General features: G+C 43.0%; 28 protein-coding genes. 1 reads left to right on the forward strand and 27 read right to left on the reverse strand.

Annotated features, from left to right (window positions below):
• Nucleotides 1-99: 99 nt before the first annotated feature.
• Together FDP09_RS20045 and FDP09_RS24320 are read right to left on the reverse strand one after the other, a co-directional pair.
• A complete protein-coding gene (locus tag FDP09_RS20045; protein WP_373289273.1) occupies nt 100-1,827 on the reverse strand; it encodes a heavy metal translocating P-type ATPase in 1,728 nt (575 codons plus the stop codon).
• A gap of 66 nt (nt 1,828-1,893) precedes the next feature.
• Nucleotides 1,894-2,058 (reverse strand): hypothetical protein, encoded by a 165-nt coding sequence (locus FDP09_RS24320; protein WP_373289272.1) that lies wholly within the window; start codon nt 2,056-2,058, stop codon nt 1,894-1,896.
• Nucleotides 2,059-2,137: 79 nt separating this feature from the next.
• On the opposite strand from FDP09_RS24320, the gene FDP09_RS20050 reads away from it, so the two are divergent.
• Nucleotides 2,138-2,467 (forward strand): hypothetical protein, encoded by a 330-nt coding sequence (locus FDP09_RS20050; RefSeq protein ID WP_137404357.1) that lies wholly within the window; start codon nt 2,138-2,140, stop codon nt 2,465-2,467.
• Nucleotides 2,468-2,702: 235 nt separating this feature from the next.
• On the opposite strand, the gene FDP09_RS20055 is transcribed toward FDP09_RS20050, so the two are convergent.
• The 25 genes from FDP09_RS20055 to FDP09_RS20175 form a co-directional block, all read right to left on the reverse strand.
• The gene (locus FDP09_RS20055; protein ID WP_015268161.1) at nt 2,703-3,053 is read right to left on the reverse strand and encodes a DUF3703 domain-containing protein; all 351 of its coding nucleotides are present in this window, start codon (nt 3,051-3,053) and stop codon (nt 2,703-2,705) included.
• Between the two features lie 7 nt (nt 3,054-3,060).
• On the reverse strand, nt 3,061-3,621 hold the full coding sequence (locus tag FDP09_RS20060; protein WP_015268162.1) for a methyltransferase family protein: 561 nt from the start codon (nt 3,619-3,621) through the stop codon (nt 3,061-3,063).
• Nucleotides 3,618-4,961, reverse strand: coding sequence for a Na+/H+ antiporter NhaA (nhaA, locus tag FDP09_RS20065; RefSeq protein ID WP_015268163.1), 1,344 nt, complete (start codon nt 4,959-4,961; stop codon nt 3,618-3,620). Before nhaA ends, FDP09_RS20060 begins: the two co-directional genes overlap by 4 nt.
• The gene (locus tag FDP09_RS20070; protein ID WP_015268164.1) at nt 4,946-5,302 is read right to left on the reverse strand and encodes a SpoIIAA family protein; all 357 of its coding nucleotides are present in this window, start codon (nt 5,300-5,302) and stop codon (nt 4,946-4,948) included. Before FDP09_RS20070 ends, nhaA begins: the two co-directional genes overlap by 16 nt.
• Nucleotides 5,271-6,206, reverse strand: coding sequence for a cation diffusion facilitator family transporter (locus tag FDP09_RS20075; protein ID WP_137404358.1), 936 nt, complete (start codon nt 6,204-6,206; stop codon nt 5,271-5,273). The genes FDP09_RS20070 and FDP09_RS20075 overlap by 32 nt, the downstream gene beginning before the upstream one ends.
• Nucleotides 6,207-6,208: 2 nt before the next feature.
• The gene (locus FDP09_RS20080) at nt 6,209-6,706 is read right to left on the reverse strand and encodes a DUF2231 domain-containing protein (RefSeq protein ID WP_041739125.1); all 498 of its coding nucleotides are present in this window, start codon (nt 6,704-6,706) and stop codon (nt 6,209-6,211) included.
• On the reverse strand, nt 6,706-7,032 hold the full coding sequence (locus FDP09_RS20085) for a hypothetical protein (protein WP_052331506.1): 327 nt from the start codon (nt 7,030-7,032) through the stop codon (nt 6,706-6,708). The genes FDP09_RS20080 and FDP09_RS20085 overlap by 1 nt, the downstream gene beginning before the upstream one ends.
• 93 nt (nt 7,033-7,125) lie before the next feature.
• The gene (locus FDP09_RS20090) at nt 7,126-7,923 is read right to left on the reverse strand and encodes a cation transporter (RefSeq protein WP_187328725.1); all 798 of its coding nucleotides are present in this window, start codon (nt 7,921-7,923) and stop codon (nt 7,126-7,128) included.
• 50 nt (nt 7,924-7,973) lie between these two features.
• On the reverse strand, nt 7,974-8,360 hold the full coding sequence (locus FDP09_RS20095) for a DUF302 domain-containing protein (RefSeq protein ID WP_015268169.1): 387 nt from the start codon (nt 8,358-8,360) through the stop codon (nt 7,974-7,976).
• A gap of 135 nt (nt 8,361-8,495) precedes the next feature.
• A complete protein-coding gene (locus FDP09_RS20100; RefSeq protein ID WP_015268170.1) occupies nt 8,496-10,997 on the reverse strand; it encodes a heavy metal translocating P-type ATPase in 2,502 nt (833 codons plus the stop codon).
• Nucleotides 10,994-11,422: an MgtC/SapB family protein gene (locus FDP09_RS20105; protein ID WP_015268171.1), complete on the reverse strand. Its 429-nt coding sequence runs from the start codon at nt 11,420-11,422 to the stop codon at nt 10,994-10,996. Before FDP09_RS20105 ends, FDP09_RS20100 begins: the two co-directional genes overlap by 4 nt.
• Nucleotides 11,423-11,437: 15 nt before the next feature.
• Complete coding sequence (locus FDP09_RS20110; RefSeq protein ID WP_137404359.1) at nt 11,438-12,328, reverse strand: bestrophin family protein; 891 nt, start codon at nt 12,326-12,328, stop codon at nt 11,438-11,440.
• Between the two features lies 1 nt (nt 12,329).
• On the reverse strand, nt 12,330-14,216 hold the full coding sequence (locus FDP09_RS20115; RefSeq protein ID WP_217189907.1) for an FTR1 family protein: 1,887 nt from the start codon (nt 14,214-14,216) through the stop codon (nt 12,330-12,332).
• A gap of 136 nt (nt 14,217-14,352) precedes the next feature.
• On the reverse strand, nt 14,353-16,287 hold the full coding sequence (locus tag FDP09_RS20120; RefSeq protein WP_015268174.1) for a heavy metal translocating P-type ATPase: 1,935 nt from the start codon (nt 16,285-16,287) through the stop codon (nt 14,353-14,355).
• A 41-nt stretch (nt 16,288-16,328) separates the two neighbouring features.
• Nucleotides 16,329-16,751, reverse strand: coding sequence for a Fur family transcriptional regulator (locus FDP09_RS20125; protein WP_015268175.1), 423 nt, complete (start codon nt 16,749-16,751; stop codon nt 16,329-16,331).
• The gene (locus FDP09_RS20130; protein ID WP_015268176.1) at nt 16,748-17,299 is read right to left on the reverse strand and encodes a hypothetical protein; all 552 of its coding nucleotides are present in this window, start codon (nt 17,297-17,299) and stop codon (nt 16,748-16,750) included. The genes FDP09_RS20125 and FDP09_RS20130 overlap by 4 nt, the downstream gene beginning before the upstream one ends.
• Before the next feature lie 2 nt (nt 17,300-17,301).
• The gene (locus FDP09_RS20135; RefSeq protein WP_015268177.1) at nt 17,302-17,691 is read right to left on the reverse strand and encodes an AlbA family DNA-binding domain-containing protein; all 390 of its coding nucleotides are present in this window, start codon (nt 17,689-17,691) and stop codon (nt 17,302-17,304) included.
• 151 nt (nt 17,692-17,842) lie between these two features.
• Nucleotides 17,843-18,202, reverse strand: coding sequence for a zinc-ribbon domain-containing protein (locus tag FDP09_RS24325; protein WP_052331482.1), 360 nt, complete (start codon nt 18,200-18,202; stop codon nt 17,843-17,845).
• 2 nt (nt 18,203-18,204) lie between these two features.
• Nucleotides 18,205-18,342 (reverse strand): P-II family nitrogen regulator, encoded by a 138-nt coding sequence (locus FDP09_RS24330; protein WP_373289271.1) that lies wholly within the window; start codon nt 18,340-18,342, stop codon nt 18,205-18,207.
• A 3-nt stretch (nt 18,343-18,345) separates the two neighbouring features.
• The gene (locus FDP09_RS24335; RefSeq protein WP_373289270.1) at nt 18,346-18,546 is read right to left on the reverse strand and encodes a P-II family nitrogen regulator; all 201 of its coding nucleotides are present in this window, start codon (nt 18,544-18,546) and stop codon (nt 18,346-18,348) included.
• A gap of 73 nt (nt 18,547-18,619) precedes the next feature.
• Nucleotides 18,620-19,060, reverse strand: a complete 441-nt coding sequence (tnpA, locus tag FDP09_RS20150; protein ID WP_229683556.1) for an IS200/IS605 family transposase — start codon at nt 19,058-19,060, stop codon at nt 18,620-18,622.
• Nucleotides 19,061-19,233: 173 nt separating this feature from the next.
• On the reverse strand, nt 19,234-19,554 hold the full coding sequence (locus FDP09_RS24260) for a DUF6660 family protein (RefSeq protein ID WP_083892023.1): 321 nt from the start codon (nt 19,552-19,554) through the stop codon (nt 19,234-19,236).
• A gap of 323 nt (nt 19,555-19,877) precedes the next feature.
• Entirely contained in the window at nt 19,878-20,318 is a 441-nt protein-coding gene (gene tnpA, locus FDP09_RS20165; RefSeq protein WP_229683556.1) for an IS200/IS605 family transposase, read from the reverse strand.
• Between the two features lie 191 nt (nt 20,319-20,509).
• The gene (gene merA, locus FDP09_RS20170) at nt 20,510-22,453 is read right to left on the reverse strand and encodes a mercury(II) reductase (protein ID WP_112782878.1); all 1,944 of its coding nucleotides are present in this window, start codon (nt 22,451-22,453) and stop codon (nt 20,510-20,512) included.
• Between the two features lie 19 nt (nt 22,454-22,472).
• Nucleotides 22,473-22,811 carry a heavy-metal-associated domain-containing protein gene (locus tag FDP09_RS20175; RefSeq protein ID WP_015268182.1) on the reverse strand — a complete coding sequence of 113 codons (339 nt, stop codon included), beginning with the start codon at nt 22,809-22,811 and terminating at the stop codon, nt 22,473-22,475.
• Between the last annotated feature and the right edge of the window lie 4 nt (nt 22,812-22,815).

The following is a 22,815-nucleotide window of genomic DNA, read 5'->3' on the forward strand; positions in this document are numbered from 1 at the left end:
GTCCTAAAGGCTATTTTCTTGTTTTCTTACAGGCACTATTTAGTCCTTTAAAACCTCTCTAATTACATTCAGCTATAATTAAACACACTACAGTTTGGTTTAAAACTTCATTTTCTGGATTCTTATCGCATTCAAAATCGCGAGAAAGGCCACTCCCACATCAGCAAAGACGGCTTCCCACATGGTAGCCAGGCCTCCGGCTCCCAGTGCCAGCACAATAACCTTCACCCCAAATGCCAGGCTGATATTTTGCCATACGATACGCTTGGTCTGTTTACCTATTTGAATAGCAGTAGCAATTTTAGAGGGCTGGTCGGTCTGAATGACCACATCGGCTGTCTCAATGGCGGCATCACTGCCCAAACCACCCATTGCCATGCCTACATCTGCCAGAGCAAGGACGGGAGCATCGTTGATACCGTCCCCCACAAATGCGATGACACGGCTGGTATCCTTTTTCAGTTCTTCTACTTTTTCCACCTTTTGCTCTGGCAGCAGATCGCCAAAGGCTTTATCTATTCCGAGTGATTTTGCCACTTGTTGGGTCACAGCATCCTTATCTCCTGACAGCATGATCAGTTCCCGAACTCCTGATTTGTGTAATGCATTAATTGCCTGGGCAGCATCGGCTTTGAGTTCATCTGCAATCACCAGATAACCGGCATATTTTTGGTCCACTGCTACATGGATGACAGTATTGACCTCTCTGGCAGCATCAGCACAGGTAACAATCCCTTCCTTGTCCATCAGTTTTTGATTGCCGATGAGCAAATGCTTACTATTTACTTTTCCTTTCAGACCGTGCCCGGCTATTTCTTCCTGTTGCTCGGGTTCTGAAATTTTCCCTCCCTGCTTTTTAGTATATTCTGTAACGGCTTTTGCGATGGGATGTGTGGATTTACTTTCCATAGCTGCCGCCAGACTTAGCCAATCTGTAGTAATACCGTCCATGGTCACGGCTTTCTGAACTTCAAACACCCCTCTGGTCAACGTGCCTGTTTTGTCCATCACTACGGTGTTTACTCTGGTCATGAGGTCAAGAAAGTTGGAGCCTTTGAACAGTATCCCTTTACGGGAAGCTGCGCCTATTCCTCCGAAATAGCCGAGCGGTATTGAGATGACCAACGCACAAGGACATGAGATCACCAAAAAGATCAATACCCGGTAAAGCCAGTCTTCAAACACATAGTTTTCTATAAAAAAGTAAGGCAGGAAGGTCAATCCCACCGCCAGAAAGGTAACAATGGGCGTGTAAACCCGTGCGAATTTGCGGATGAACTGCTCGGTTTTTGACTTGCGTGCGGTAGCGTTCTGCACCAGCTCCAGGATACGGGCAAGTGAACTTTCGTTGAACCGCCTGGTTACTTTCAGTTCAATCAGCCTGTCGAGGTTCACCATCCCAGCCAGCACATTTTCTCCTTTGTTGTACGTAGCAGGTTTGCTTTCACCCGTCAAAGCGGAGGTATTGAAGCTGCTCTTTTCCCTCAGCATTTCCCCATCGAGGGGTACTTTTTCTCCGGGTTTTACTTGTATGGTTTCCCCGGTTTGGACTTCTTCCGGGTGTACGATCACCATTTGCCCGTTTCGCTGTACAGAGACCGAATCGGGGCGGATGTCCAGCAGGGCTTTGATGTTGCGTTTGGCTCTGTTCACTGCTGCATCCTGAAACAATTCCCCGATGGCATAGAAAAGCATCACCGCCACCCCCTCGGGATATTCACCTATGGCAAAAGCCCCCAGGGTGGCTATGCCCACTAGGAAAAATTCAGTGAACACATCACCTTTCAGGATGGACTTCCAGCCTTTGACCAATACCGGCCAACCCACAGGCAAATAGGCCAGCACATACCCGCATACGCGGATCCATCCCTGGAAAAATGCTGGCTGTCCCCATTAGTCAGCGGCTATTCCTGCAAGCAGCATGACAAGGCTTGCGATACCACTTCCCCAGGTTTGAAGGAAAGTGGAGGAGGCTTTTTCATCCTGCTTTTTTGGTTTGTCCGGATGCTGGCCGGTGCTGCAGCAGGCTTTGTTGTCTGTATTGTTTGTATTAGTCATACGCTTATCTGTTTTAATGTGTGAAAAAGGAAATGATGCCTGTGATAATGAGGATGCACCCTGAAACCAGCCCGGTACTATGCTCCAACCTGTGCCAGTTGAAACGGTGCAGGCCTTTCTGTGCGAGGTACACCCAAAAGGTGATCCCCAACACGGAAACGATGGTGTAGAGCAAGCCCACTGTCAGGATCATCGGCCATCCCTGAGTCCCTGCCATCAGAAAGTAGGCTTCAATTTCCAGGCAGGGCGAAAGAAACATCATAAATACCAGCAAGGTCACTACTTGTGTTGCTCCGGTCTGGTTCAGCTTCTGCTTTTCATTGAAGTGAAAATGATGGTGCCTGTGGTGTTGGATGATGAAATAAAACCCAATGGCAATGAGCAAAGCAGGAATGACCCAACGGTGTAACTGTTCAGCGTTTCTGCCAGTGACAGGCTGAATAAGCCCAGAAACACTCCGAGCAAAAAGGTACTCAATGAATGAGCCAAAGCTACCATAGCCGCAATGCGAACCGTCTTGCTACCTTGCCAGCCAAACTTTTCTTTCAGTGCCAGCACCGGCAGTCAGTGGCTGGGAATCAGCCCGTGGAGGAGGCTGAGCATGATGGTCCCGGTGAGTAAAGTGGTCATTGTATGGTGTCAAATTATTTTTTGAATCGATCTATTATTACCTTCAGGTCTTCAGGTATTTCCATGGGCAAAAGGGGAGGAACATTGGCTCCTCCGGTATTGCCTACAGGTACCTTTCCCACAAAAGACTTTACCCCTCCCACAAAAAGCCTGAGTATCTGCCCCCGGATTTCTGTCCAATCCTTGATCATGAAGCCAAACCGGAGCATGAGCCAATGCGCTTCCGAGTGCTGGTATGGATAGGGCTGACCAAGGACGTGCGCCCGCTCCAGATGTCGCCAGGCTTCCCGAAGGTGACCCCTGGCGAGTTTTTCTTTATACAGAACGAGCTCCTGCTTAAAAAAAGACTTGAGGCCTTTAGGCATTGTGGTGTTAAATCCATCTTCTTACCCGCTTCTCATAAGCAAAATAATCATCACCAAAAACACTCTCCAGCACCTTTTCTTCCAGTCCAACACGGACAAATACAATCAAGAAACCAAGTAATAGCAGAACACCTGAATAGATACTGGGAATGCAAAGAAAAAAGCCAATCAGTGTGATTAGTTGCCCCAGATGAACCGGATTTCTGGATTTAGAATAAATGCCAGTTGAGAGTAGCAACCAGCCTTTTGTTTCACTTCCTCTATTCAATCTTTGTTGATTTTTTGCTGAGATAACGATCAGGAAGGCTAGCGACATGAGTCCAATAGCTGCCCAGCTCAACCAATGACTTTTCAATGCCTCAAATGGCACAATGTATTGATGGTAAACCTCCGGGTATAACGAGAAAACTGTCATTAGCACTATTACCAATAACCATATCAGGTTGTTCAATAAGGTAACAGTTTTAAGTTTAGGTGGCTTTTTCTTCTTTTTGGAAGCGTACATTAAAAATGTAAGTAAAAAGTAAAGGAGGAAAAACACCGGCAGAAATATTCTTAAATGTATCATAGGTTTTCATTTTTAGGTTTGGTAAATAGTAAAGTGATGATGCCTCCTAAAGCACCAATCAGGGAAGCTATTAAAATACTGATTTTGGACACTTTGACCAATTCAGGATCGCTAAATGCCAGGTTGGTGATGAACAGCGACATGGTAAAACCTATTCCGGCTATCATGCCCATGCCAATAATGTGCCCCCATCTTAAAGAGATATGCAATTCTGCTATACCCAACTTTTCTCCGATAAAGGCAAAGAGACTGATCCCCAGTACTTTCCCTACTGCCAGACCCAATAATATACCCAGGCCAAGAGAACCTGATACGACCTCCAAAAAGCTAACATCCAGTTTCACGCCTGCATTGGCAATGGCGAAAATAGGAATAATGAAAAAGGCATTAAAATCAATCAGTGCATTTTCCAGTTTCAGTAATGGAGGCTTTGCGTTTTCAGTATCCTTTTTGATGTCTTTGAGTATTTTCCCCTGGCGAACATCCTGCAACGGGTCACGGGTTTCAATATCCGTTTCTTCCAGTCTTTCTACATTTCTGGCGGTGCGATCTTTCAATAATTTACTGTCTAATTTAGGTTTTACAGGAATGGTAATGGCAAAAAGCACTCCGGCTATGGTAGGGTGAACGCCTGAATTCAGGAAGCAATACCAAAGCCCTACGCCTCCCAAAAGGTACCAGAACAAGTTTTTTATGCCCAATCGATTGAACAGCATTAAAAGGATAAAAATCCCTGCCCCGGTTCCCAGGTATAACCAACTCAGTTGGTTGCTATAAAACAGCGCAATCACGAGTATGGCCCCCAGATCATCTGCTATGGCCAGAGCCACCAAAAAGATTTTAAGCTGGGCTGGCACTCTTCTACCCAATAACCCGATTATACCCAAAGAATACGCAATATCTGTTGCCATCGGAATTCCCCAGCCATTGATATTTACTGTCCCTGAATTAAGCATTGTAAATATTATGGCAGGCATTGCCATTCCACCGAGCGCTGCCAGGAGCGGCATAGAAGCTTTCTTAAAGGATGACAATTCACCTACCATTATTTCCCGCTTAAGCTCCAAACCGGCCACCAGAAAGAATATGGCCATTAGCCCGTCATTGATCCATTCCTCGATGGTCAGACCAAAAGTAAAATGCTCAGATAGCTCAAAGAGAAATTCATCTTTAAGGTAGTGATGGTAAGCATCCGCCCATTGAGAATTACCTAAAATCAGGGCTAAAATAGTAGCTGCAATTAAAAGTAAACCACCTGAAGTTTCTCTATTTAGAAACCTTCGGGCTGTTTGCTGGATATATGCTATTGTTGACTGATTATTTTTTATTGACCGATCCATTGCCTTGCTGACTCTTTTTCATTCCTGTCAAAGTAACGGATTTCCGCATTGGTAAACGGTTTCATAAATTGGGTAATCCAATCCTGCCATTTCTTTTCGCCTACCATGGCTATCTTTTCATAATCTTTAGCATGAGACAAATCCATTTTCGCATCTGCCCATAAACCCTCTATACTCCAACCGGTGAAGTTTTCCATTTCAAAATACCACCGTACTTTTTTTCCTGTTTTTAATATATTATGAATCAATGGATGGATCTTTTCCATATCCAGTTCGGTAAGATTTCCATCTGCTTTTGTACAGATAATATTATCTCTTGTCAATTCCAGTATTTGTAGCATAGCTTTTTAATTTTTTAGTAGGTTCTACATGAATATGGACATCAATTATTTGGGGAATGTTTTCAACCAGGCTTTCTTTTACCTTGTGTGCTACCTGGTGTCCTTCATCTACTGACAGCTTGCCATCTACCCAAATATGAAGGTCAACGTGGAACGCAGGCCCCATTTTTCTGGAATGGCATTGCTCCACTTTTTCAACCTCTGGTATTTGCTCGGCAAGATGGGTTACCTCCTTATGAAATTCAGGTTCCAGCTCTTCATCTAATAATTCACCAATGGTAGGGCGGCCAATCCCGTAGGCATTGTAAATGATAAAAGCTGCTGCGATAAGTGCCGCGTAATCATCAGCTACCTCATATCCTTCACCACCCCATAAAGCAATGGATATTCCTATGAATGCCGCTACAGAAGTAATGGCATCACTTCGATGATGAAAGGCATCTGCTTTTACTGCTCCACTTTGTATTTCTTCGCCAGTTTTCAACACAAAGCGATATAGCAATTCCTTAGTAACCACCACTACTACTAAAATAATTAGCGTATATGGTGCCGGAGTTTTATGTGGACTTTGAATATGGGCAATACTGTCTTTTATAATGATAAAGGCTGCCCCCACAAGTGCCAGTGAAATTCCAAGTGCCACCAAAGCTTCCGCCTTACCGTGCCCATACGGATGGTTTTCATCCGCTGGCTTGGTTGACCATCTCAAGCCTAACCAAAGCATACCGGAAGTTACCACGTCTGTCCCTGATTCTATTGCGTCAGCTATAAGTGCATAAGAGTGGCCAAAAATTCCTCCCAGAGCCTTTACAATAGCCAATAGTGCACTCACAACAATACCTGTCAGGGTTGTTTTCAACCCTTTTTCAGAGATAGCATTGGGATTTCTTTTATTTTCCTTCATTATTATTCATTAAATTCAACACAATCTTCTGTCGGTTGATATACTCCCGCCCCTTGCTGATATACCACTGATGCACCCAGATGACCTGCATAGCCTAAGCCAAAGGCTCCTATAATCAACAAAATGGTTATTGCATGAACCAATAATTTATTTTTGGAGATGATTTTTAAATACAGTACCCATTCTGTAAACATGGCCGTACTGTATGTAATTGCTGAGGCATAAGCATACCATTGGTGCTCGCCAAGCATTTGTGGATCGCATATTTTACGAACTACCACATTGTAAGCCAATGACCCTGTGTAAATAGCTATCCAAATAGTAACGGTTCCTATCATCAATAAGCCTGCTCGGCAGTATTGCAGGAATTTTCGCTGTTCACCGCTGGCAAAGTAAATAACCAGGCAGACAAGCGTTGCTAAAAGAAGAAAGGCAATAGGAAAATGAACGGACAGAGGATGCCAGGTTTCTGTCCGCCATATTGATGGAATATCACCCATTACTCACTAAGAATTTCAACATGAATTGGATCCAATCTTTTACCTTTCTTTTCTAATTCCACCTCTACTTTGGTGCCTTCAGAAAGCATATCAAAGGAAACTTCATTTCCATTTTTTGATAGCTTGGTCTGATCAGTAAAATACAATTCAAGTAGTTTGTCATCGGGAGTCCTGACATATATTTCTTTTTCTTCCGGTTCGACTTCTTCAGCAACACCGGTATAGGTTCCTGATTCTACTAAATCAGTCTCTTTGTTTTCTCCACAAGATTGTAGCATTATCACCCCAAAAACCAGGGCGATACTCATCATTACTGCTTTTCTCATTTGATTCATCATTTTACTTAGATTTAAATTAAACATTGATTTACTTCTTATTTTCATCTCTCTCGTTCCTAGATAATATATGGCCAGAATTCATCATGTCCTAGCTAACTTCAATATCCTTACAGCCCCTCTCATCACAAAAGCAAAAACAATCCCTCCAATAGCCAAATCAGGCCATTTGCTTTCCAGCAAATAAACCAATACCCCGGCTAGGATCACTCCTCCATTTACTACAATGTCATTGGAAGTGAATATGGCACTGGCCTGCATATGGGCCTCCTCACTTTTGGCTTTGTTGATCAGCCAGAGCGAAACCAAGTTGCCAATGAGGGCCAGTACCGATATGATGATCATCCACTGAAAAAGTGGTGTTTCACTTTGGCTAAAAAACCTCCGTAAGACTTCTGAAAAGCCTAATAGTGCCAATCCCATCTGAAAATAACCACTGATTTTGGCTACCTTTTTTTTGCGAGCCATTGCTGCTCCAACAGCAAATAAGCTCAGGCCGTAGACTATGGAGTCTGCCAGCATATCCAGAGAATCAGCCACTAAACCCATAGAGCGGGAAATCCAACCGGTAGTCATTTCTACAACAAAGAAACCGAAATTGATGCCCAACACACACCAAAGTATTTTTCGCTGTTGAGTATCATCAATAGTAGATGGTAAATCAACATTCTCCTCCGTTTTTTCCAGCCTCTCGTTAAAGTTCAATGCTGTTATAGCCTGATGGATTTCATCTACTTTTTCGGTATGATAGACTTTTAATTTACGATTAGGTATATCAAAATCTAAATACTTCACACCATTAAAAGGTTCTAATTTCATGCGGATTATCTGCTCCTCTGAGGGGCAGTCCATTTTGCTGATGTGGAAGGTGGATTTTTTCAAAATATGTAGTTAAACTTTTGGGTTTTGATGAATATCCTAAATGCAAACTGTTATAGACTTTCAATAACTGCTTTTAACTTTGACTGAATTTCTTCAGCAATGCCTTCCAGATCTTTATTCTCTACGGCCTGCATAGATGCTACCGGATCCACTGCTGCTATTTCTACGCTATCATCGCTTTGTTGGACGATTACATTGCAGGGCAGCATTGCCCCAATTTTATCTTCGGCTAATAATGCCTTGTGTGCGAAGGGCGGATTACATGCACCGAGAATCTTGTATGGACGAAAATCTTCATCCAGCTTTTTCTTCAGAGTTTCTTTTACATCAATTTCAGTAAGGATACCGAACCCTTCCTCTTTCAGAGTCTCTGTTACTTTTTGAATCGCTTCTTCGAAGCTTATATTTTCCAATGTTTTTTCGTGATAATATGTCATGTGTGTCATATTTTTTGTTATCATTGTTTTCATTATATGAATTTTGCTCAGCAAAGTCCGTAACTATTGTTACAAGGTGAAGAACCCTGTCCAGCTAATGAAAGCAGTTGACTATGTCTTCAATTTTCACCGATTCTACTTTTTATAAGCCAACAACCTCAATGCATTAAATACTACTACCAAAGTAGAACCTTCATGGATGAGTACGGCAGGACCTATAGTTGCAATACCAGAAATTGTCAGTGGAATTAAAATACCTACAATTCCCAGACTTATCCACAGGTTTTGTTTGATGATACTCTTAGCATTTCTGCTCAGTGCGATGGCAAAAGGCAGTGTTTCCAGCTTATCGGCCATCAGGGCAATATCGGCTGTTTCCAGGGCCACATCACTGCCTGCTGCCCCCATGGCAATCCCCACAGTACTATTGGCCATGGCCGGTGCGTCATTTACGCCATCACCCACCATCGCCACTTTGGATTCATTTTTTTTGAGCTTTTTAATCGCTTCTACCTTTTCTTCCGGCAGCAAGCTGCCCCAGGCATCCGTGAGACCGATCTCTTTGGCCACTGCATCGGCTACTTTCTGGTTATCACCCGTAAGCATGATCATACGCTTGATACCAATCTTTTTGAGCTGCTCCAGGGTATTTTTAGCTTCCTTTCTGGGCGTATCCATCAGGGCAATGATACCAATGTAGTGGTCATTCTGACGGATCAGCATTGTGGTATTTCCATCTGATTCCAGTGACTTAACCTTTTCTTCCGTTTCCTTCTCTGGCTTATTGTCATCCAGGGATTCAAACAGGTCCAGATTGCCGATGTATACTTTGTCATCACCCAAGGTAGCCTTAATCCCCTTACCAAGCACCGCTTCCAGGTCTTTCGCATCAGGCACATCAGCACCATCCAATCGCTCTTTCCCATCCCGTACCACGGCTTTTGCCAGGGGGTGGTCGCTCAGGCTTTCTACAGCTACTGCTATTTTCAACAGTTCGTCCTCTTTTACATCACCTACAGCAACTACTTCAGTGAGCTTAGGCTTTCCTTCTGTTAATGTTCCGGTTTTATCAAAAGCCAGGGCGGTGAGTACACCCAAATCTTCCAACGGACGGCCGCCCTTGATAAGCACCCCGCTTTTGGCTGCCCGGGCTACTCCACTTAGCACTGCACTAGGGGTCGCAATGGCCAAAGCGCAAGGGCTGGCAGCCACCAATACAGCCATTGCACGGTAGAAGCTTTCGCTAAAACTTTCATCAATGACCAGAAAAGCAAAATTGAGCAACACGACCAGTACCAATACAGAAGGCACAAAATATTTCTCAAATTTATCAGTAAGGCGCTGTGTAGGTGATTTCTGGGTCTGGGCTTCATTCACCAGTTTCACCAGGCGGGAGAGCGTAGAGTCCTTTGCTACTTTAATCACTTTGATTTCCAGCGTATTGTTGCCATTTATGGTACCCGAAAATGCACGGTTCTCATCTTTGATATCATCTTCCTGTGACCAGTCTTTATCGGGATTATCCACCGGTTCTTTATCTACCGGCACACTTTCCCCGGTGATAGGCGCCTGATTCACGCTACTTTGTCCACTAATTACCACCCCATCAGCAGAAATCTTACTGTTGGGCTTCACCACAATGATGTCACCAATGCTCAATTCCTCAATACCGACTTCTTCGGTCTTACCATTTCTCTTGAGCAATGCCGTTTTAGGAGCGAGTTCTGCCAAAGCAGCAATGGATTTACGGGCTTTGTTCATGGCGTAGTGTTCCAGTGCATGGCCCATGCTGAACAGGAATAACAATAAGGCGCCTTCCGCCCATTCGCCAAGAATAGCCGCTCCAATGGCAGCCACGAGCATCAGGAAATCAATTTCAAAGCCTCCTTTGGCCACTGTTTGAATGGCTTCTTTGGCTGTAAAATAGCCGCCAAAGAAATAAGCTCCGATATAAAGTGAAAGACTTACCCAGGAAGGCACAGCTTCGATATAAGTAAGCCCAAAGCCAATACCTAATAATGCTCCGCAGATAATGGAAAAGATCAACTCTGTATTTTTACCGAAAATACCGCCATGCGAATGATCATGATCTTCACCTTCCTCATGGACATGTTCCTTATTACCTTCCTTTTGATCTTCGCCTTTTTCAGTTTCTTTTACCTGCTCAAGAAAACGTTCAGCACTCACCTGCGTATCGGGCATATCAAGCCCGTCTTTTCTCAGGGCTTTCAGGATTTCGGCTTCATCTGTTTTGGCGGTATCATACTCTACCCGCACCATGCCTGATGCCGATACAGAGGCTTCCATAATACCCGCTATACCTCGGAGACCACGCTCAATGTTACGAGCATGGCGTGTATGACGAATACCATCTACTTCTATGAGTTTATGTCCAAATTTTCGTGTGATTTCTGCCCCGGTTTGCTCGGCCAGCGACTGAATGCGGTCTATAGAGATCAACTCAGGGTCGTAGTGAAAGCATAGCTGGGGTACGCCATTGTCTGTTTCGTCTGCTATATGCACTTTTTCCAATCCCTCTTTGTTTTTAAGACGCTCGATGAGTTTTGCCACACATTGGTCCTTCTCATCGGGGACTTCTGGCAGGAGGAGCGGTATTTTTATTTGTAGTTTTTTCATTTTCTAATATTTTTCTTTTTTAAAAAAGGGAAATGCTGTGAAATCAATAATAGAATAAGCAAAGCGGATGTGACACTCACGATAAGGTACATGCCATATCCAATAGCAATTCCTACAGCAGCAGTGACCCAAATAGTAGCTGCGGTTGTCAAACCTGAAATGAAATTTTTGGATCCATCTCTGAAAATAATACCCGCCCCCAGGAAGCCAATGCCTGAAACAATATTGGCAACAATTCGGGTCTGATCTGCAACTTCAATGTGGGAGTTGATAATTGTGACTAAAGCCGCACCCAGGCAAACGGCAGCATACGTTCTGATTCCTGCGGCATGCCCGTCAATTTCCCTGTCGAGTCCTATCAAAACACCAAGTACCAGGGCAACAAGTAGTCTGGGTATGAGCGTTATTTCAGTTTGAAAATCCATTGTTAATATTTTGTGTTATAAAACATAATAGTCTGTCGGTTTTTTCTTTTCAGGAACATCCGTTTCTCCAATCATTTGCTTGATGTTTATTTCTATCGTTTCCGCCAGGTCTGTCATGGGCGTGTCCAAAGGCTGGTTCTCAAAAGGATCCTGCATGAGAATGGAGGTTTTTTCGATGGCAATAAAAATGATCGGTATACCAATAGTCAGGCCTATTTCTACTGCCAGGTATTCATCTGATAAGCCAAACGGTAGCATGGTAGCAAACACATAAATGATCAAATGGATCAACAGGCTGTGTGCTTTGGGGAAGACCGTGTTTTTTATGCGTTCGCACTTGCCCATAGAATCACATAACTTGGCGATGGTGCTATCGATTTGCACCTGCTGAAAATCATTAACCATCTTTTTTTTCTTTGCCTTCAGTAAGGTTTCAGAATGTTCTGACAATAAAGCATTTGGAATATTAAAAGCTTCGGTCTTATTGGATTCTTTATATTTAATGACCCTGTGGGAAAAAGGTAGTTTTCTTAGTGATTCCCCAAGCGCATAGCACCAAATGATCTGACGATTGGCCATTTCCGCAACCAGGGCTTCATAGCTATCGTTGCCTCTTTTAAAAAATGAAACACACTGCCGAACCAGTGTCCTGGAATCGTTTACAATAGCACCCCATATAATACGGGCTTCCCACCACCGCTCATAGGCTTGATTGGTTCGGAAACCCAACAGTAAGGCTACCGCAGTACCAAAAACAGCAGTGACGCCAATAGGAACCGAAATTTTGTCAAGAAATCCGTATTGATCGAAAATACCTACCACGACCGCATAGGAGGAGATAAGTACAATATCAACCTTAATGGTTTTGATAAAGTCAAGTATGGATATTCTTTTATTTAAGAGCATTTTAATTCAGTTTTGTTGATCTGATTTTGGTTTTATGGTTACTCCAAAAATAGAGCAACAGCATGAGCACCAGCAGCGCTACTTGTGCCGCTACTGTTTCAATAGTGGGATATATCCCCAGCAAATCTACACTCACCGATACAGGAAAACCGGTAACGGATAGCCAGCCGGCTTCCTGAATGGAATGAACGCCTTTACCGATCAGAATTAATGCCAGTAAGGTAATTGCCCAGGCCGAATAGCGAAACAACTGCCGAACAGGTATCTTCTTTGAATACCTTACAAACAGGACAGCAAACAGGGAGATCATTACAAAAGCAGCCAAAACCCCCAATCCAATAGATGATTGATGAGCCGGTTGTGTTTCCAGGCTGATAGCCTGTAAAAACAATATGGATTCAAAGGCCTCACGAAACACAACCATAAAGGAGAAAAAAGCAATACCAAACATCTTGTCTTTTTTTAGTTGCTTGCCTATTTTTTCTTCGATAAACTTTTTCCATTTTTTGGCATGTGAGTGGTCATGCAGCCAGAACCCAACGAAAGCCAGGACGATCACTGCCACCAGCGAGATCATTCCTTCCATGATCTCCCGGTTTTTACCACTTATACCAATCACCCAATCGGAGAAAAACCATCCGGCCACTCCTAACAGTATGGCGGTTATCCACCCTCCGTGCACCCAGGGTATAGCCTTTTTTAGTCCTGATGAACGAATGAGGGCCAGGATGAGGGCCAGGATCAAAAATGCTTCCAGCCCCTCTCGCAACATAATGGAAGCTGACAGTGCGAAGGATAGCCAATAATTAAGTTTTTTGTCCTGCATGAGTTCCTCTGCCTGCCCCAGCATGGCAAGGCCATTGTCAATTTCCTTCTCAACTTGTGCTTTATCACCTTTATTTTCGATTACCTCACGAATCTTAAACATTTGCTGCTCCAGGCGGGCTGTAAAAGCAGGGGCATTGGCCTTTAGTCTTGCCTCCGAAGGCTCGATACCCTCCAGGTAAGCTGCCAGGGCATCTTCACGTGCAGAGGAGTAGCTGCCGGATGTATAATTTTGCAAGGCACTTTTTAAATAATTTCTTGCTTTATCAAGCGAATATTTTTGTGCATTATCCCCGGGAGATTGTGTTCTCAGTGCAGTTAACAACAGCTCTTTGTCAGCGCTATCATTATTGCTCAGCCGTTTGACCAATTCCACATCAGAGAGGGTAGCCACCTCCTCTAAATTCACTGTATTGTTTGCCCGATCAAACTTCTGTTGCAGCTCGCTATTTTTGTCAGCTTGAGGTGTAAAGCGGAGGGCTTTTATATAAAATGCCAAATCCCAAATCTCTTTATCGGATAAGGTGGCAAAACTCTGCATGGCAGTGCCTTCCACACCCAGTTTTATAGTGTTATATGCCTGAAAGGACGAGATTTCCTGCATCAGGGTATCGTTGAGAAAATTGGTAGGAGCTGGTTTTAAGCCAGCTGCCAACTTACCGTCTCCCGCTCCATTCACTCCATGGCAGGAAGTACAATTCTGTACATATAAGCTTTTTCCGTTTTTGAGATCAGGCCATATCAGGGGAGCCGTTTTAAGACCGGTAGTTTTGATAATATCTTGTCTGGTCTGCTGGGCTAAGTTATAAATACTTTGATGCGGAGCTTTTTTTTCTATCTGCTTACCTAATTCTTTTAACTGCGACAGCATACGGAGTTTATCATCCTGTGGCAGCTTACTTTCTTCAATGAGTACATACACTTTGTCACTGAATTCCTGCATTTCTGCAAACTCGCCTTCGTCTATTACTTCGCCATTTTGCACTGCTGCGGTATAATCCCTTGAAATGTAGTCCAGCAAATGAATGCTAGTTCGCAGGTTGCTATCATCCTGGCTTGCCATTGCGTTGTATGGAAAAATGCAAAGCAGTACACCTACCGTAAAAATTGTATATAATGAGTTTCTTATCATTTCTATTTAGTCCTTTAAAACCTCTCTAATTACATTTAGCTATCTATTAAACACACTACAATTTGGTTTAAAACTTCATTTTCTGGATTCTGATAGCATTCAAAATAGCCAGAAAGGCCACACCTACATCTGCAAACACAGCTTCCCACAAAGATGCTAACCCTATGGCTCCCAGGATCATCACTATTAATTTCACCCCGAAGGCCAGGGCAATATTCTGCCAGACTACATTACGTGTAGATCTACCTATTTTTATAGCCCTTGCAATTCTTGAAGGCTGATCTGTCTGGATGACCACATCGGCCGTTTCAATCGCCACATCACTTCCGAGCCCACCCATGGCTATCCCCACATCACTGACTGCCAAAACGGGTGCATCGTTGATCCCGTCACCCACAAAAGCAATGCTGGCTGATGGATCTTTCTTCATTTCCTCCACCTCATGAAGCTTATCTTCCGGTAACAGGCCGCCTTTGGCTTGTTCTAAGCCCAATTCGTTTCCAATTTTTTCGGTAATAGACGGCTTGTCGCCCGACAGCATAATGATTTTCTTAATGCCGGCATTATGCATTTGCCTTACAGCTTCTACCGCATCTTCTTTCAATTGGTCGGCAATGGTAACATAGCCGGAAAATTGATCATCAATGGTGATCATCACGATAGATTCAACGATGGTATCTGTCTCCGATGGGACATCAATGCCATGAGCTGTCATTAATGCTTTATTGCCTACTAAAACAGTTTTATTATTAACCTTACCTTTTAATCCTTTTCCACCTATTTCGCTTACCTCAGAGGCTGTATGATTCTGCCCATTTAATTCATACTCCATAATGGCACGTGCAATCGGGTGGGTCGACTGCTCCTCCAGGGCCAACAGATAGGACATCATTTCATTTTCGGAAATACCTACCGGTCTGATCTCTTTGATCTTAAACACCCCTTTGGTAACGGTGCCTGTTTTATCCATAACCACTGTATTTACTTTAGTTATGGCATCAAGAAATGAGGCTCCCTTAAACAGGATACCGTTTCTTGAGGCTGCACCTAATCCCCCGAAATAGCCCAGTGGAATAGAAATTACCAGTGCACAAGGACAGGAGATTACCAGGAAGATAAGCGCTCTGTATAACCAATCCTGGAATACGTAATTATCTACAAAAAAGTAGGGGAGAACGGTGAGGCAGATGGCAAGAAATACCACGATAGGGGTATATACCCGGGCAAACTTTCTGATAAAAAGCTCCGTTTTTGATTTCCTTGCCGTGGCATTTTGTACCATATCCAATATCCGGGCAATGGAGCTGTCGTTAAATTCTTTGGTCGTTTCCAGTTCTATTACGCCTTCAAGGTTGATGCTTCCCGCAAAAACCTTATTTCCTTTATATATAGTGTCAGGTTTACTTTCCCCTGTTATGGCTGCCGTATTGACGCTGGCCTTTTCAGACAAAAGGATGCCGTCTAAAGGTATTTTTTCTCCTGTTCGCACCTGAACCTTTTCCCCGATATGCACCGTTTCCGGGTTTACCTCTACAAAATCATTGTCCCGATATACCAAAGCGATATTAGGCCGTACATCGAGTAAGGCCTTTATATTGCCTTTAGCCCGTTTCACCGCAGCATTTTGAAAGAGTTCACCTACCGCATAAAACAACATCACGGCTACACCTTCCGGGTATTCACCGATGGCAAACGCTCCTAATGTAGCAATGGACATCAGGAAGAATTCAGTGAAAAAATCACCTTTCCTGATGCTTTCCCAGCCTTCTTTGATCACGGGAAAGCCCACAGGAGCATAGGCTAAACCGTACCATACAGGGCGAACCCACCCCTTAAAAAATGGTAGTAGATTAAAGTAGTCCAGTGAGATACCGACTATCAGCATTGCAAAACTTACTATTGCCGGAACATACGTTCCTAACTTCATTTTACTTTCAGAATTTCCGGTGGATACCTTCTTTTTATTAAGATCTCTCAGATTTATTTTTTTCTTTTTTGTCATAATGCAAACAGTTCAAAATGGTTTTGCTTCGAAGGATATTTTTAGCCACTGCATTGTGAACAAACACCCTTTACTACCAGGTTGGCTTCTTCTGCCTGATGGTTGGGTGGTAGGACAATTTCTGGTATTTTATAGCTGTACAGGCATTTGGTTTCCCCACATTTTCTGCAATGAAAATGCAAGTGCAGATCTCTTTCTATTTCACATTTACAACCTGTTTCGCATAAAGCATACTTAGGCACTCCGGTACCATCATCAATGCTATGCACCAGTCCATTATCTTCAAAAGCTTTTAGCGTTCTGTAGATGGTAGTTCTATCAGATTTCACAAAGTCCCTGTATAGATCAGTAAGACTTACTGCTATTTCGTGATCCAACAAGTACTCTAGCACAAGCAGTCGCATGGCCGTGGGTTTTATTTTATGTTGCAATAGGTTTTCTTCCAGTTCTTTTATAGTGCTCATAGCTCATTTTTTCTAAGTATTACCTGTGTAAACTGAATCTTTAGTGTTTTACCTATTTCCGGTAAAATTGATTTCAGGCCGATTTCGTTTGTGTCAACATCTCCGGTAGCGCTTAGCCTACAGGCTATGGCCTCACCTCCGTTAAAGTGTTTCAGGTTGCCTGAAAGAATTACCTCAAATGTTCTACTTCCCACTATGACTTTTAAAGGCCAGCTAAATGAAATAGGTAAATGCGGCTGGCTAATAAAATCCTCAGCGGGGATCATTCCGGTAAAGGATATCAAAGATTCTTCATCAGCAACATTGTTAATTTGTTCATTTAAATAACCGATACCAGTATTCATTGTTTTTATATTAAGTCTACCTGAAATTTCTTTGGTATTGTAATCTAACACAAGAAACAGCTTATGGCTTTCTGCAATTATTTTTTCATCATCTATTTCGGCCACCATGACGATATGCCCCTCGGTAGTCCGGTAAAGGGATTGGCCAACAGCCAGCCATGTTGGACCAAAAAATAATAGCATAATAAATAATTTCTTCTCCATGGTTAACGACCATTTAAATTTTCTTCGATGTAATTGAGCGCTTCAGGTATATCAAGTTCACGCGTACCATTTCCTGTACGGATATAAAAGTGTGAACGGTCGTCCTGATGCAGATAGACCGGAGAGTGCGCATGTTTAATCTCAAGATGACAGACATCAAGCCCTTCTATTTGGTAAAAAGAAACATCTACCAGAGAGCAATAATTTGTCCCTAATTTGGTGGAGATCAGTTGCATTATATACTGCTCAAAACCATCTCGTCCCGGTTTTTTCAAACAACGGTAGTTCTCGACCAAACCAAGTGGTTTACCCTCGTCATCAATACCAATAAAAAGATTCCCTCCCCGGGTGTTCATAAACCCTGCAATTGTTTTTGCTACTACATCTTCCATTGCCTTATCCCTCCATCTGTTTTGTCCGGGAATAGAGTATGGAATTAAGAAAATCCAGAATATAAGGATAAGCCACAGGATCCACCAAATCCAGTGCATTCCTCAGAAATACCAATCATACATCATAACTGTAGATTTTAGGGTTAAACATTTATTTACATTTCGGACACCAACTCCCCTGAACTACACTATCAGCAGTAGCCTGGAAACGATGACCGTTTTTACACTGCCACCTGAGTGTCGTTTTGGAGTTTATGTATTCCCTGGAAATACATTTACCTCCCTTTACTTTAGCCAGGGATTGCATCTTCTCTATTCCGTGTGGAACGTTGTTAGCACATACAGGACACCAGCTTTTTCTGATTTTCACACTAAAAGGGGTGGCCTGCCATTGATGACCTTTTGCACATTGCCACCACAATTTGGACTTGCTGTTGATATATAAATCTGATAAACAAAGTCCGCCACGTTCCCTGGCTAATTGCTGCATTTCTTCAATAGGAGTTGACATAACTACTTCATATCAAATCTTTTGATAGACTTTCCGGTCTTTATTCTGTAGGCATCCTCTATTTCAGAGATGTAAATAATGCCATCGCCCGGATCAGGCGTTTGGGCTTTTCCGCATATCAATTGCACGGCTTTTTCCATTTCTTAATTTTGGCACACAAGCTCCAGCTTTACTATCGGGCTATCGGTAAAATGAAAGTCCAGGGAAGGAGAAGCATCAGGGTCTTTATGAGCACCTGTTCCCTCACCTTTGGAGACTGTAACGCTTTCAAATCCTGCATCTCGCAGAGATTCTACCACTACCTGCACTCTTTTCGGTTTTATAAATGCTTTTATTTCTTTCATCTTTTTTTCTGTTTTTTGGATTATTTAATTCTTAGTAAATAATCCTCGGGGCAAGCCCACGAGGCATTATTTGTCAATCGAATATTTTTAGTTGATAATTGGTCTTTAGTTTTTTGTATTCTTTTTCCAGCCCCTGACTCTTAACATAATTAGCTATCTTTTCCTCAGTTCCATGTTGGCCAACGGTATTGACAAAGTACCCTTTACCCCAAAATTCTCCGCCCCAAAGCTGCTTTTTCACCTCTGGGCATTGTTGAAATACCTCTCGGACTAGCAAACTCTTTATCGTTCTCACAATCTTAGTTTTACTATAGGTGGGAACCGATTGTATAAGAAAGTGTACGTGGTCTGCATCTGTCCCGATTTCTAGAAACTTAATCTCATATCTTAATTCTATCTGTTCACAGGTCGAAATCAATACTTGATCCCCCCCCTTGCTGAACACTACACGTCTATATTTTGCTGCGCAAACTACATGATACAGCAAAACTGAAACATTATGACTCTTATGGATTTACTTACTATCTTGGGACATCGAGTCACAAGATAGTAAAACGAGGCAAGCCTCGGGGAATTAGACCCTAAGAGATTAAAGAAAATAACTAGGGAGTAAGTTTAAATGCCTGCCCAGTCCTGATAAAAGGGCTTTATCAAAAGGGCATATTTATCCTGTCAGTCAGAAAAGGATTATGATATTGGGGGCTTAAGAAATTCGGAGATTTCAATGCTTTCGAGTCCCTGGTAGTGGGAAAAAAAAGTAACAGGTAACTTCACGGGATGTGAAAATACTACTTCTGCAACGGGGAAAAAGTGCAAGTGACAACAATGACAAACACACAACGGAGAACAACCATCCCCACCCTGATTATGCTCATGGTTGGGATGGTTATCTGCAGTATTTACTACGGTAACATTTTCCTTATCATCATTAAGCGGAACAGAATCTGCACAGGTCATCCCTGCAAGGACTATGAAGTATAAGCTTAATATGTAACACGCGATTTTCACTATGCAATTATACGTAATTATTCGATGCAAGGGTATTGCAAAGTTGTATTAAGAAAATAAACCAAAAAATTATATAGTTTGCTTAAAAATTCATTTGCGGTTGTTTTTAGAAGTAACTGGAAATGCCAAATTGAAAACCACCAATCATGGCCGGTGGATTTCCAAGAATATCAGTTTCTTGCATATGCCTATAATTTAGACGAATTACGGTTTGAGAAGTTGGCCTGAAACTAACGGCTGGTACTATTGCCCATAAATCATCCCCAATATTTCCACCTGTTTCAGTAAATAATCCTCGGGGCAAGCCCACGAGGCATTATTTGTCAATCGAATATTTTTAGTTGATAATTGGTCTTTAGTTTTTTGTATTCTTTTTCCAGCCCCTGACTCTTAACATAATTAGCTATCTTTTCCTCAGTTCCATGTTGGCCAACGGTATTGACAAAGTACCCTTTACCCCAAAATTCTCCGCCCCAAAGCTGCTTTTTCACCTCTGGGCATTGTTGAAATACCTCTCGGACTAGCAAACTCTTTATCGTTCTCACAATCTTAGTTTTACTATAGGTGGGAACCGATTGTATAAGAAAGTGTACGTGGTCTGCATCTGTCCCGATTTCTAGAAACTTAATCTCATATCTTAATTCTATCTGTTCACAGGTCGAAATCAATACTTGATCCCCCCCCTTGCTGAACACTACACGTCTATATTTTGCTGCGCAAACTACATGATACAGCAAAACTGAAACATTATGACTCTTATGGATTTACTTACTATCTTGGGACATCGAGTCACAAGATAGTAAAACGAGGCAAGCCTCGGGGAATTAGACCCTAAGAGATTAAAAAAAAGGCTATTTGCCCCTTTTCTTTTGAAGTATCATTAGGACAACTGCTAACATCAGTAGTGAACAGCATAAAAAATGTAACAGTCCAACTCCTAAAAATGTCATATCAATTAACTGGCACAACAACTCAATTCTGACACATCTTTATTAAAGGTGATGGCAGCCAGTTTCACTCCTTCTGATAAGGTCAGGTAAGGGTGAAATGCATCGGCCAGTTCCTGAATAGTCATTCCGGCTTTAATTGCCAGACTGACTTGCATAGCCAATTCGCCTCCCTCAGGAGCGATGATTCGTCCACCAATAAGTTTATCTGTCTCACTGTTTCTGATCAGTTTGATAAACCCCCGCGTGTCCAAAGCTGCTTGTGCACGTGGCACCTCGGTTAACGGCATCACACTGGTTTCATAAGGTATCCCTGCTTCTTCGGCCTCCTTTTCGTCCAAGCCAGCCCCTGCTATCTGCGGATCTGTAAATACGACCCATGGAAGGCCTGTATAATCGACCATATCGCCGGTGCTTTGGAAAGCGTTTAATACAGCGACCTTTCCTTCTTTTGCAGCGGTATATACGAATGCAGGTGTATCGGTACAATCCCCTGCCGCATAAATGTGGCCTACATTCGTCTCCTGTTTAGTATTGACTAAAATATGACCTGTTTTATTGAGATTGACACCAGCGTTTTCAATCGCCAGACCGCTGGTATTCGGTCTGGTTCCTGTGGCTACCAGCACATGAGAAGCTTCAAAAGTCCCCTCATTGGTATGGGCCACTATGGCATCTCCGTTCTTTTCGAATTTTTGAATACTGACATTGGTATGGACCTCAATGCCTTCCTCTGTAAAATGGGATGTCAGGTCATCCGTAATATCGGCAGCCTGTGTTCGTAGAATTCTTTCTGACCGATGCAACATGGTGACCTTAGTGCCAAAGCGATGATATGCCTGGGCAATCTCCAACGCAATGTATCCGGCTCCAAGCACGATTAAGTGTTCGGGCTGTTCCTCCAGGTCAAACAGTGTTTCATTCGTCAGGTACCCAACATCCTCTAAGCCTGGCAGGTCAGGCACATTGGTTGTGGCGCCAGTTGCCAGCAAATACTTCATGCCTTTGTACGGCTTTCCATCCACTTCAATGGTGTGCGCATCCACGAACCTGGCCCAACCCTCCAGAATAGTGATATTATCCAGGTCACCCACCACGCCCAGGTATTTCTTCTTTTGCAGGGCTGCCACCAATTCTTTTTTCTGTTGTATGGTAGCCTTGAAATCAAAAGTTGGATTTGCGCCTGACACGCCATTAAAAGGCGAATGCTGCGCCCGGTGAACCTGCTCTGCAGCTCTGATCAAATGTTTGGAGGGTACGCAACCCACATTCACACAGGTGCCGCCAATGTCCAGTCCGGCATTCACCATCAACACGGTCAACCCAAGTTCATTGGCCGTAGTGGCCGCTGAAAATGCCGCAGATCCTCCACCTATGATGATCAGATCGTGTTGCCCGGGATCTGCGCGTTCCAGGTTGCCGTTTCCTCCAATTTCCTTTTGTACTTTGTAATTGCCCTCCTTGTTGATCGTTTCAATAATTTCCTGACGGCTTATTTTATCGGGGTTGAAGATAAATGTGCCTTTTTCATCGGCATAACTCACCGATTTGGAGATCAAACCTTCATGGCCTTCAAAGCGCTTCTCAATGGAGGTGGCGCAATGGTCACAGGTCATCCCGGAAATGCTAAACGTTACTTCTTCTTCAGTTCCCTGACCATTTGATGATGCAGGCAATTCCTTCTTAACGGAGTAATTGCCCATGCCGTTAATGGTATCTATGATCTCTTTCTTTGAAACCTTTTCAGGATCGTAGGAGAATATTCCCTTTCCCTCCGGATAGTTTACCTTCTGACTTGCTGTTCCAACAAGATGACCAACCTTTTTCTCAATACCGGTGGCGCAATGATCGCAGGTCATGCCTTCTATTTCCAGCACAACTTCCGATAAACTTTTTTGTCCTTCACCGATCTTGTTACTCTTAGGAGTAAACATATTTCTTATTTTAACCATGCATGTATTAGTTTTAATTCTAATCATTTTTCCCAGTGTATAGTTCAGCTTTGTAAGCAGTTTTTTCTTTGATAGATGCAATGAGCTTCTCCGGATTGGTCTGTTTGGGATCATATTCCACCACTGCGATATCCCCTGGATACTCCACCGATTTGTCGATGACGCCCTTTGTTTCTTTTAATATCTTGTAAAGGTGATTGGTACAGCCGGCACAGGTGAGCTCGGTGACTTTCAGTTTAACCGTCTCGTTTTCCTGAGTAGTACTGGCTTTTTCAGTTTTTTGTGAATCGGTAGATTGTACTATCCCATGTCCTGCAAGTAAAAAGACGAATGCCAGGCTTAAAATTATGGTTTTCATTATT

Origin of the sequence: Echinicola rosea (genome assembly GCF_005281475.1) — a bacterium.
Classification (GTDB): Bacteria; Bacteroidota; Bacteroidia; order Cytophagales; family Cyclobacteriaceae; genus Echinicola; species Echinicola rosea.